This is a genomic window from Paenibacillus sp. FSL R5-0517 (assembly GCF_037974355.1).
Classification (GTDB): domain Bacteria; phylum Bacillota; class Bacilli; order Paenibacillales; family Paenibacillaceae; genus Paenibacillus.
The window spans coordinates 3,652,542-3,665,110 of record NZ_CP150235.1; the positions used below are offsets into that span (position 1 = coordinate 3,652,542).

The window sequence follows — 12,569 nt, forward strand, 5'->3', positions numbered from 1 at the left end:
TGTATATGGTGCAATCACACCGGATTATCCGGCAATCGCCGATAATTATAGAAGAAGAAACAGGAGGGTTATGACATGAGAACTAAAAAGTCGTTCCGCCATGTAATTGCACTGCTCATGATGACGTCCTTGCTGCTGGCAGCTTGTACGGGCAGCGGCTCGGGAACGGGCCAGACCAGCACGGGCGAAACCGGTTCGTCAGATACCGGCTCGGACAAAGACCTCGTGACGCTGCGGGTGCTCATCATGGAAACCGGCTCCAAGTGGAATACGCAGCAGAACAACGAAGTGGCCAAGGCTATTGCCGAGAAGATCGGTGTCAAAATTGAATACGTTGAGGCAGACGAAAACAAATTCAATGTATTGCTCGCTGGTGGCGATCTGCCCGACCTGGTACGTACGGACGTGAACAAATATCAAAAACAGTTAATTGAAGGGGATCTAATCGTTCCGCTCGACGATCTGCTCGCTACATCCGGCAAAGACATTACGGCGAACATCGGTACTGTGGTCGAATACAGCAAAAAGAACTGGAGCAACGGCACCGGAAACCTGTATTTCCTGCCTCCCCAAGTGCAATCCAAACCGGGCACTTCCATTGCGCCAATTACCATAGGCCCGACGATTCGTTGGGACTGGTATAAGGAGATTGGCACCCCGGAAATGGCCACAATGGATGACTTGCTGGACGTTGTAGGAAAAATTGTGGAAAAGCACCCGCAGACCGAAGACGGCAAAAAAGTGTACGGCGTGTCCATGTGGCAAGATTGGGGATTATGGCCTTATACGATTCCGCCAATTATCTTTACCGAGAATGTAGGCACGACAAGCGACCTGACTGCAGCCAAAGTTGGCGGCAGCGATTTCATCAGCAACTTGACCGACGAATCCTCCAACTTCTGGACTGCACTTAACTTTTATAACAAGGCTCAACGCAGAGGATTGCTCGATCCGGATTCCCTGACGATGAAGAACAATGACTACATGGCTAAGGCAACTGCAGGACAGATCGTTGTTGGCCCCGCCACCTGGGCGATGGGAGATTTCAATGCACAGCATGCCAAGGATGGCAAAGGATATCTGGTTGTGCCTGCCGGCAAACTGGCCTGGACGGGTGCAGTCAATCCGCTCGGATGGCAGGATAAAGCCTACAGCATATCCAAAACATCCAAACATCCTGAAAAAGCGATGGAATTCCTCAATTATATCTACTCCTATGAAGGTGCACGCACCATGTATAACGGCGTAGAAGGCAAGCACTGGAAGATGGTAGACGGCAAACCGACACTTACGGACGAAACACTCGCATTGAAAGCAGCAGGCGGAGCTCCATACGAAGCCACCGGACTTTCACTGGATCGCAACATCATTGGTCTGGGCGGTGACATGGTCAATCCCGATGACAAAATGCCGGTCGACCTCTTTACCTCGGAGGAGGCGCTGTCCAAAGCGGCCACCCCGCTTGAGAAAGATTTTGCAGAACACTATGGCGCTTCTTACTCGGGAGAAGTATTCAAAAATTGGATCGATCAAGGCAAACTAAATACGTTCACCAGCTGGATGGACGGCATGACGGACGAGGAGATCGTACAGCGGAACACCGTTCCAGGCGTAACCTTGGACGACAAATTGAAGAAACAGGAAGCAGAACTTAAAGAACTGGCAGCGCGCGAAGCGGCCAAAGTAATTCTTTCCAAGGATGAACAGGCATTCGAAGCAAATAAACAGGCGGCACTTGCGGCATTCAAAAAAGCAGGAGCAGATGAGTTTACCGCCTGGTATAACGCCGAAGTACAGCGGCTTCGTCAAGCTCACGGGCTGTAATACGACTTCGCTCGTAACGACAAGCGTCACGAAGAGGGGCTAAAGCTGTGAAGTTTTAGCTCCTTTTCTTTTAAAACATTCAGTCAAACGGGAGTTGATACAGCCGTGGAGCACATTTTATCAACTGGCGGGAGGGATCTGCCGACGGAACGGAAAGAGAGCGCTGTTCAGACGGAAGCATTCACGTGGCATGCCTCATGGATCTGGGGAGAAGGCGAGGACTGGCCGCGCAACGAATGGCGTTGTTTTCGCCGGGAATTCGAATGGCATCATGGGGACCATGGAAGCGCTGAGGTAACCATCACAGCAGATGCCCGATATGTGTTATATGTCAACGGAGTGCTATGCGGAAGAGGACCCAATCGCTCTTGGCCTTTTGAACTTAACTATCACGTGCATGAAGTGGGCCATCTGCTGCATTCCGGTCGTAATACGCTGGCTGTACTTGTTATCAGCTATGGTGTAGCTACGTTTGCGTATTTGCCGGGAAGGGGCGGGCTTCTCGCTCAACTGGAGTCCGTTCACTATGAGGCTGATGGGAGTTACCTGAGAAAAGAACTTATCGTGGGTACGGATGCATCCTGGCAGACCGCTCTGCATGACGGATATGAACGAAGGTCGGCGCGCATGTCTTGTCAGCTTGGCTTTGCCGAACAGATGGATGTGAGCTGCTGGAATGATCGTTGGCAAGGAGTTGACACCTTGCCGCTCGAAGAGCAAGGTATCTGGACTCCTGCCCGCATCATTGGCACGCCTGGCGATGCGCCATGGGAATGCTTGGTCGCAAGTGATATTCCGGAGCTAACGGAGCAAGAAGTATGGCCTGTCCGAGTAGAATCATTGAAAGAAGCATCTCTCGTGTACTGGACGCATGTGCTTGATGTACGTGAAGCGATGGAGCCGACAAGTCGGATGCACGCCAATCCGGTATCCTTTGCCGGTTATGTCGCAGCGGTCATTCGGGCAAGTAGCGAAGCCGAAGCGGTTGTCGGATTTTTCAGCGCGTTCCATGCTCTTCGCGGCATCACGCTTAACGGCTCATATTACCCTGCATCAGATATGGAGGGAGAACGGCCGCGCAGGCTTCAGCAGGTTAGATTGCAGCAGGGAGAGAATCTTCTGCTGATCGAGCTGGCAGGGCAGGATCATGGCGGAGGACTGCACTTTGGAATCGACTGCGATGTTCCGTTTACGGTTGTATCGCCATTCGATGATGCGCCAATAGGCAACACACCGTTTGTCCTGATTGGTCCGTTTGCCACCCTCGTGCATATCGACCACCAGCCGGATCGTGATCCCATCCGTGCATATCAGGGCTTTGGAGGCGGTAGGCCTTTGGACGAGAAGGCATTTCCGGATGCCGAGGTATATCTGCGATGCCGCAGCTTGGCTTCCATCCCTGAACTTGCTCCATTCCGCAGCTGGATGAAGCCATTTCCCGAGAGGCTTAGTTCGGAAGCTTCAATCTTTGTGTCCAGCATCTGGAAGATGCAGGAGCAGGCGCGTCCCGTTCCTGCGGACTTGCAGCAGGTATGCGTCGCCAATCGGCAGCCGGCAATCGTGCCGACAAGCTCTGGCGGAAGGAGCACGGAGCTGATTCTAGACTTTGGCCGCGAATGGTCGGGCTATCTGCGATTCGAGGTCGATGCGGGGGAAGGCACCGTCATCGACGCGTATGGCTTCGAGTATATGGACGGTGACTGGCGACAGGATACCTTTGGTGTGGATAATACGCTTCGCTATGTATGCCGCGAAGGCAGACAACGCTACGAATCGCCGATTCGGCGCGGACTTCGTTATCTCATGCTTACCATACACGGAAATACGAGACCAGTACGGCTGTTCGGCATTAGCCTTGTGCAAAGCAACTATCCGGTGACAGAGATCGGCCGATTCCATAGTTCGGACGCGATCCTCAATGACATTTGGGAGATCAGCAAGCATACTACCTTACTGTGCATGGAAGATACATTTGTGGATTGTCCCACGTATGAACAGGTATTTTGGGTTGGCGACAGCCGTAATGAAGCGCTCGTGAACTACTATCTATTCGGTGCAACAGATATCGTACAACATGGTCTGCAGCTTGTTCCGGGATCAAGCCGGCAAACGCCGCTCTATGTGAATCAGGTACCTAGCGGCTGGAGCAGCGTGATTCCAAACTGGACGTTTTTCTGGGTCACCGCGTGCCTTGAATATGTCCGACATACAGGAAGCAGGGACTTTGCAGCGAAAATCTGGCCAAAGGTAAAGTTCACGCTTGATCACTATATCTCACATATCGATGCCAGAGGATTATTGTTCATTGAAGCCTGGAATCTGTTGGACTGGGCACCATTGGAGCAGCCGAACGACGGAACGGTCACCCATCAAAATGCGATATTTGCACGCACGTTGGCAGATGCGGCCCAACTGGCCGAATTGGCAGGTTGCACAGAAGACAGCCCTTACTACTGTTCCGCATCGGAAAGAGTAACCCGCGCCATAAACAATCATCTATGGAGTGAGGATCGGCAGGCTTATATGGACTGCATTCATGCCGATGGCTCTCTTTCCAGCACCTATAGTATGCAGACGCAGGTCATGGCGCTGGTTACCGGCATTGCAGTTGATGAGCGAAAGGAGAAGCTCAACGCATATTTAACATCGCCACCTGAAGATTTTGTAGCCATAGGCAGTCCGTTCATGACGTTTTTCTATTATGAAGCGCTGGTGATGCACGGCAAGACGGATCTAATGCTCCGGGACATGAGAGAGAAGTTTGGGGAAATGGTGAAACATGAGGCGACCACTTGCTGGGAGATGTATCCGGGATTTGCCGAGAATCGGCCCCATCCGAAATACCTGACACGCAGTCATTGCCACGCCTGGTCGGCAGCACCAGGTTACTTTTTGGGAACATCCGTGCTCGGGGTTCGCCCGATTGCAGACGGTTGGACACAAGTTAAGGTTGCCCCCCAGCCTTGCAATCTGCAATGGGCGAAAGGAGCTGTACCTCTGCCTGGCAACGGAAGGATCGACGTGAAATGGGAGATTTGGGAAGAGGAAGGTAGCGAGTCCACGTTTCATTTGGAGGTATGTGCTTCGAAAGAAATTGCAATTGTGATGGAAGCACCTGAAGGATACCGACCAGTACTGGTACACAGGACATTATGAGTGCACATGCAAAGCGAAACTGATCAAGAATGGAGAATTAGCGCGATGACACACATCTCATATTACCGTTCAGATGAAGGTAAACGCTTTCTGGACGAAGTTCAGGACGAGGCCTACGTCCGTTCCTCGCTGCATGGGGATGCATGGGTGGAGAAGGACAGCCGCATCCCAATCCGCTGTACGACAGACAAAGTGCAAATTTCAATAGCATCCCGCCATGCCGATGCAGAGCCATCAGCTGATTTCACATATGCCAATCACCACAACGTTCGCAATTCTGCCTCCAAAAAAACATTACTTCTGTCCGGAATCTGGCGTATGAAGGGAGGCGAAGCAGCTGATCATGGAGATCCCGCGCCTGCGACGGGCTGGTATGGACGAAAAGCTCGGGCGAGTGAAGGCATGCGGGAACGCTGGTACGAACCGGCTCACGATCGAAGCGATTGGCTGGAAGTCAGCGTACCCACAACGGTGCAAAAAGCGCTGGTTGATCAGGAACTGCTCGATGATCCCCACTGGAATACCAACACGATCGATGAACTGAAGAATCACGGTATGCCTGAAGAGACCCCCGTCTGGTTCCGCAGGACACGTGTGGAATGCGAGGAATGGTGGTTTGCTACATCATTTGAACTGCCTGAAGAATCGGTGGGAGGCCGACTCTCCTTGCAATTCGACGGGATCGACTACTCGGGCACCGTATTTTTTAATGGCGCATCACTGGGACATCATCAGGGCATGTTTGGCGGCCCAATTCATGATATTACAGACTTGGTTCGACATGATAAATCCAATGTGGTTGTTGTTCGACTGGACCCTGCACCTCAAAGTTGGAACGGCCTGATGAAGCCCAGTCCGGGCTTTGGCTGGCATTATGGACACCTGATTTCACTCGGCATCTGGAAGGATGTACGGGTGGTGGCCGAACCGGACATCGCTTTGCTTGATCCGTATGTTGTAACCCTGTCCCACACCTCGGATGAAGCTGTGCTTCACTTGGAGTTTACGACGGAGAGCAGTCTCATTGAGCAAGTGAAATTAACCATCAAAGGCTGTATCCGGTCGAAGAAATCGAAAACGGTTGTGGGTTCATTTGACCCCGATAACCAGACATTTTGCCAAAGGGATACCCATTTTACGTATTCCATTGAAGTGCCCTATGGTCGCAGCAAATTCAGTACCGCAATCAGACTGACTGATCCCGAGGTTTGGTGGCCGACGGGTTACGGGGAACAGCCTCTCTATGAGCTTGTGTTATCTGGATCCAATTCTGGGCCCATTAACGTTGGAGAAGCTCACACGACTTTTGGCATCCGTACGATTGAAATGCGTCCTCTGAACGATGCAGTACCGGAAACGGAATATCGCTGGCAGTTTGTCATCAATGGCGAGCCAATGTTCATCAAAGGCGCGAACTGGTGTTGGCCTGATGCCATGCTTGACCATCAGAATGGGCAGTATGAACGGCTGCTGGAGCTCGCCCGCAGGGGAAATGTGCAGATGCTCCGGGCCTGGGGAGGCGGCTTGGTGGAAAGTGAAGAATTTTATAATCTGTGTGATGAAAAAGGCATTATGGTCTATCAGGAATTCCCGCTCTGCTGGGGTCCACCCGATTCACCACTGACGGACCTTGGCGTTATTGACCGCCAGACCACAATTTCAGTAAAACGGCTCAGAAACCACCCTTCCTTGATCATGTGGGGGGGAGGCAATGAGAACGGCAATCATGGCGGTGCAGATGAAGGATTATTTTTGGTCGGAAAAAGATGCCGTGGATACGATCCATCCCGTCCGTTCCATCGAACCGATCCATGGGGCGGAAGTGTGCATAACTGGAACGTATATCACGGGGGTGAATCCCTGGATGAGGCAACGTTAGCGATGCCATCGGTGTTTTATGGCGAATTCGGCATTCCAAGTCAGACCAATGTTTCAAGCTGTCTGCGCTATATGCCGGAAGAAGCGTTGGCGTCATTTCCTCCAACGGAAGATAGCAGGGGTTGGAAAGCGCATTTTCACCAGTTCGGTCTGAAGGATATCATTAAAGTCATGCGCTACGCGGCGTACGGACCGATCCGCAACTGGCAGGACTACATCACGTATTCTCAAACCGCTCAAGGTGATGCGATTCGACTGACCGCTGATGTACAGAGGGCGGGAACAGGAAGAGATAAGAGCGGCTTCTGGTACTACAAATTCACGGATTGTTTTCCCGGACATTCGTGGGCGGTGGTCGATTATTACGGAACAGCCAAGCTTTCCTATTATCGTGCCAAACAGGCTTCACGTCCGCAAAATGCCTTCATCACCTGCACCAAACTGGATGCGTGGCAGCCAGATGAGATATTCCGCGCAGCACTGCATGTCGTGAACGATTCGCGTAACGCCCTTATCAATGCAGCTATCCAAGTCTCGATGTACGACAGTCAATTAAGCGAGGTGATGAAGTGGAATTATCCAGCGCTAACCGTGAAGACCGGGCTGGCGAGCTGCATCGATCAACTGGAAATCACGTTGCCGGAAGAATCAGCAATTCGGCCGTTCTTGATTGTCATCACGCTTCATGAAAGCAATGGAGATCTTGTGTCCGATCAGTGGTATTGGTTCAATGCCCAGCCGAAGAGCCCAGAGCTGATCACGTTTGAGAGGGAGCACCGCCATCAAGCAAACGAATACCCTGGCGATGAGGCCAAGCAGGCATTTGCATTGTACGCCGAACTCTCCGATGCACCGCTGCATGAACTCCCGCGAACTACGCTTGAATGGTCTGTCGAGACCCAAGACCAGAGCGGTTTCATTGTCATTCGAAACATGGGAAACGTGCCTGCGATTCGAGTGATGATTCACCATTTTCCAGACGAGTGGAGTTGTTATCTGGATGACAATGATTTTGGATTGCTTGCGGGAGAAGAGAGACGTATCCCGTTTGAAATCGGGCCTGACGTGATCCTGGACGGCATCACGGTAAGTGCCTGGAATGCGTTTGAGATATCCCGAAGTGGCGTGCCCATCACAAGTAAATCGTGCTGACTGACAGGAAGGAGCGACAACATGACATCCATGAAGAACATGGCGGAAACGAAGGAGAAATCAGTATCTGACGAATGGTGTGCCAAGTGGATTACACGCCCGGTAGTCCAGCCTCATGACTGGATTTCATATCAGGCGGAAGTCATTCTCAGCGTGGAAGAAGGCGGTGCAGCATTTCTGTTCGGTTATCGTGACGAAGGCAATCACTGTGGTATTGAACTGCTTGAGCCTGAAGAAGATGCACAGCAGACACACGTGTGCATATACCGCGTTGAAGAAGACGTACGCCAGGTTCTGGGGAAGATGGTTTTACCTGCACTGCACAAACTTCCTCAACGTTTATCACTCAAGATAAGTACGGAAGCCGGGGAATGGCAAGTATCCATCGATGAACATTACACGCATCGCTGCATGGCAGCAGCTTATGAAGGAACGATTGCATTCCGGACGACTGACGGGCAAAAGGCAACCTTCCGTGATCTAAGGCTCAGCGGGAGTGATGGCCGCGTGCTGTACTCCAACCGCTTTTATGATCCGAAGACGACTCATTTTACCACAGATACGATTAGCCCTTCGGGGAATGGGCTTGTGCTTGAGGAAAATATGCTGTCGATCTGTGAGGCACCCATTCCAGTTGACAGCCCTCTGTTTCGCAAACCATTTGAATTGCCATCGTCCGCAGTTGAAGCCAGATTGCGCATCTATTCGGTAGGTTGGTATGAGCTCTGCATCAACGGGAACCCGGCGGACAACCGAGTTCTGGCTCCAGCCAATTCGCCGTATTCCCGCAGAATGCTCTATGACACCTATGACGTGACCCATCTGCTTCAAGACAACGATAACGTACTCGGCGTGTGGCTCGGGAATGGTTACCATTTCAATTATTCACGGTGGGGATGGAAATGGAATCAGGATAAAGCCTTTATCATGCAATTGGACCTCCAGTTTGAGGATGGCAGCAAGCGTACCATCATAACGGATGAATCTTGGTCATTCGCGTCAAGCCCGATACTTTCCAATGATATCTATGACGGAGAGTCCTATGATGCACGAGAGGAGTACATCGGTTGGGATCAACCGGGATTTCTTGAAAACGGAAATTGGTCGAGGGCTGTAACTGCCGAACCACCTATCGGCAAGCTTGAAGCGAACATCCAACCTCCTGTTGTACCTCACAACCCGGTCGAGCCCATCGCTGTCTTCAGGCCAAGTCCGGGCGTGGGCGTATACGATTTTGGTCAGAACATGGCAGGGTGGGTTCGCATTCAGGTAACAGGAGCGGAAGGCAGTCAAGTGCGGCTGAGATACAGCGAGCTAGTCGATGAACAAGGCAACATTGATCCCTGGACGAATCGAAATGCCAAAGCAACCGACACATACATTCTCCGTGGAGAGGCGGAAGAACGTTATGAACCTCGCTTTACGTATCACGGCTTCCGTTATGTGGAAGTCAGCGGTGAAACAGATCATCTCTCCATTCAGGCCATTCCCATTCATGCAGACGTAGAGCCGGCAGGCAGCTTTGAATGTTCAGATGAAGGGCTCAATCAGCTCTACAGTAATATTCGCTGGTCATACCTCAACAATCTGGTCAGCATACCCACGGACTGCTGTCAGCGAGATGAACGTACGCCTTGTCTCATGGATTCTGCTGTTGTTGAGGAAGCCGGCATGCACCATTTCAATATGCAGAATTATTATCGCAAATGGCTCGGAGATATTGAAGAAAGCATGACCAACCCGGACTGGAGCGGGGACAAAGTGTTTCTTCCTTGGCGTCTCTATCAGCATTATAACGATCTGGATATCTTGCTCCAGCGTTATCCTTCCATGAAAGCATATATTGACCATCTGCATCAGGAGTGGCCAGACCATCAGGTGAAGGATGGCTTTGGGGACTGGTGTCCTCCCAATGATGATGGTTGGGAGAACTACTTCCACGAAGTCGAACTGGTGAATACAAGTATTTACTACAAAATCACGTCCATTGTTGCCGAAACGGCGTTGATCCTGGACATGAGCGCAGATCATGAACATTATTCGACACTGGCTCGGGATATCAACCAGGCCTTTCATCGCCATTGGGACGTGGGGAACGGCGTTTACAGCAGCGGTTCCCAGACTGCTCAGCTGCTGCCGCTCGCTTTTGGCATGGTGCCGGTCAAAGAGCGGGCCTCAGCCGCAAAGCGGCTAGTGGAAGCTATTGAGGAACATGGCGGTCATCTTCATACCGGTATCTATGGCACCAGATATCTGATTGACGTGCTGGCGGACTACGGATACATCGATGTTGCCTATGAGCTTCTGAGCAAGAAGGAATATCCCGGGTTCGGATACCAGATTGAGCGCGGAGCTACGACGCTCTGGGAGCAATGGAGCGAGAAAGGTGGCATGCATTCCCATGACCACGCCATGTTCGGGGGCATCAGTGTTTCTTTTTACACGCGACTGGCTGGTATTAGGCCCGACTCTCCCGGTTACGAAAAAATATGGATTGAGCCGATGATCCCCTCGAAGTTGGAAAGGGTGAGCGCTTCGCTCAGGACGGCACATGGACTCATTGCAGTAGCGTGGAAAAAAGACGAGGCAGGTCTTCATATGGAGGTGACGATCCCTGAAGGAACCACAGCCACGTTTGTCGTGCCTGCTGATATGGTAAATGCCGTGAATCTACGTCGTTCTCACACATTGAACCCGGGACAACACATCTTCTCCATCCCAATCCATACCATCCAATAAAATATGCAGAAAAGGGGAAATACAGATGACGGATATGAAGCATCGTTATGAGAGCGGATTTCCAAAGATCGGCATTCGCCCCATCGTGGATCGCCGCAAGCTTGTAAAGGCTGCGCTGGCTGAAAGCACGATGGAACTGGCGCACGAAGCTGCTGCTGCGATTACCTCCGTTCTCCGAAACCCGGACGGCTCCCCGGTGCAGGTTGTCATCTTTGATACATGCATCTCGGGAATGAGCGAAGCAGCCCGTTGTGCCGAGCAATTCAGAAAGAATGGTGTCGGAGTTCTGGTCACGGTAGCAAACGGTTGGTGTTATCCACTTGAAACGATGGAAACCGACCCAACCTTGCCGCACGCCGTCTGGGGATTCAATGGCACCGAACGGCCCGGTGCGGTCTACCTGGCCGCGCTGCATGCGGCGCATAACCAGAAAGGTCTGCCCATTTTCAAAATCTATGGCAGACATATTCAGGATCTGGAGGAACGCAAACTGCCAGAGGATGTCCGGGATCAACTGGTCCGGTTCACCCGTGCAGGTCTGGCTGCTGCACTGCTGCGAGGAAAATCCTATCTGTCGATCGGTTCCGTCTCCATGGGCATCGCAGGTTGTATTGTAGATGAAGATTTCTACCAGCGTTATCTGGGCATGCGTAACGCCTATGTGGATATGACTGAGGTTACGCGCAGGCTGGAGAAACATATCTATGACGAGCAGGAATTCCACTCAGCTATGGCTTGGGCCGATCTTCATTGCAAGGAAGGGCCTGATCCCAATCCGGAGTCGGTTCAAATTGATCCAGAGAGCAAAAAGGAGAACTGGAAAACTTCTATTCGCATGACGTTGATTGTGCGTGATCTGATGATTGGCAATCCCAAACTGGCCGAAATGGGATACGAAGAAGAGGCGTATGGTTATAATGCCATTGCTTCCGGGTTTCAGGGACAGCGTGAATGGACCGATCACCTTCCCAGTGCAGATGTGCTGGAGGCGATTCTGTGCAGTTCATTCGACTGGAATGGCACTCGCGAACCCTACATGGTCGCCACCGAGAACGACAATCTGAACGCCATCACCATGTTGTTCAATCACTATTTGTCGCATACTGCCCAGATTTTTGCGGATGTTCGTGCATTTTGGAGCCCGGAAGCTGTGAAACGCGTAACAGACTGGCAGCCGGATGGTCTGGCTGCGGCAGGGTTCATACATCTGATCAATTCTGGACCAGCGGCGCTTGATGGAACGGGAGAGCAGCTTCGCGACGGTCAGCCCGTGATGAAGCCTCACTGGGAGATTGGTGAACAGGAAGTTCATGCCTGTCTCAATGCAGTTAGCTGGCGACCAACCTATATGGACCAATTTGCAGGCGGAGGCTATTCTACCGATTATACAACCCGTGGGGGGATGCCCGTCACCATGGCACGCATTAACCTCATAGCCGGGCTGGGGCCGGTGCTTCAGCTTGCGGAAGGGTATACGTTGGAGCTGCCGGAGGACGTGCATCAACGACTGGATCTGCGAACGACGCCAACGTGGCCAACGACATGGTTTGTCCCGAATCGGGTAGCAGGTGATCCGATATTTGATGACGTCTACAGCGTTATGGAGGCCTGGGGTTCGAACCATTGTGCTGTAAGCTATGGCCATATCGGAGGTGACTTGATTACGCTTGCGAGCATACTCCGCATTCCGGTTAACATGCACAATGTTGAAGCACAGCGCATTTTTCGGCCTAGCGCCTGGTCAGCATTTGGCACAAAAGATCATGAGGGTGCAGACTATCGTGCTTGTGCTGCATATGGCCCTTTATATGGCTAAGCAG

At 51.8% G+C, this 12,569-nt stretch carries 5 protein-coding genes; all 5 read left to right on the plus strand.

Going from position 1 to position 12,569, the window contains the following annotated elements; all coding sequences use genetic code 11:
- Window positions 1-75: 75 nt before the first annotated feature.
- The 5 genes from MKX40_RS16110 (at window position 76) to MKX40_RS16130 (ending at window position 12,565) form a co-directional block, all read left to right on the plus strand.
- Window positions 76-1,824, plus strand: coding sequence for an extracellular solute-binding protein (locus tag MKX40_RS16110; protein WP_339233898.1), 1,749 nt, complete (start codon window positions 76-78; stop codon window positions 1,822-1,824).
- A gap of 105 nt (window positions 1,825-1,929) precedes the next feature.
- On the plus strand, window positions 1,930-4,980 hold the full coding sequence (locus MKX40_RS16115; RefSeq protein WP_339233901.1) for a family 78 glycoside hydrolase catalytic domain: 3,051 nt from the start codon (window positions 1,930-1,932) through the stop codon (window positions 4,978-4,980).
- Between the two features lie 45 nt (window positions 4,981-5,025).
- Window positions 5,026-8,010 carry a sugar-binding domain-containing protein gene (locus tag MKX40_RS16120; protein ID WP_339233904.1) on the plus strand — a complete coding sequence of 995 codons (2,985 nt, stop codon included), beginning with the start codon at window positions 5,026-5,028 and terminating at the stop codon, window positions 8,008-8,010.
- Window positions 8,011-8,031: 21 nt separating this feature from the next.
- Window positions 8,032-10,749 (plus strand): family 78 glycoside hydrolase catalytic domain, encoded by a 2,718-nt coding sequence (locus MKX40_RS16125; protein ID WP_339233907.1) that lies wholly within the window; start codon window positions 8,032-8,034, stop codon window positions 10,747-10,749.
- A gap of 25 nt (window positions 10,750-10,774) precedes the next feature.
- The gene (locus MKX40_RS16130) at window positions 10,775-12,565 is read left to right on the plus strand and encodes an L-fucose isomerase (RefSeq protein ID WP_339233910.1); all 1,791 of its coding nucleotides are present in this window, start codon (window positions 10,775-10,777) and stop codon (window positions 12,563-12,565) included.
- The last annotated feature ends 4 nt before the right edge of the window (window positions 12,566-12,569 follow it).

Bases quoted from the DNA above. Each gene is read 5' to 3' on its own strand.
- MKX40_RS16110 (WP_339233898.1), top strand. From the start codon at position 76: ATGAGAACTAAAAAGTCGTTCCGCCATGTAATTGCACTGCTCATGATG.
- MKX40_RS16125 (WP_339233907.1), top strand. From the start codon at position 8,032: ATGACATCCATGAAGAACATGGCGGAAACGAAGGAGAAATCAGTATCT.
- MKX40_RS16120 (WP_339233904.1), top strand. From the start codon at position 5,026: ATGACACACATCTCATATTACCGTTCAGATGAAGGTAAACGCTTTCTG.
- MKX40_RS16130 (WP_339233910.1), top strand. From the start codon at position 10,775: ATGACGGATATGAAGCATCGTTATGAGAGCGGATTTCCAAAGATCGGC.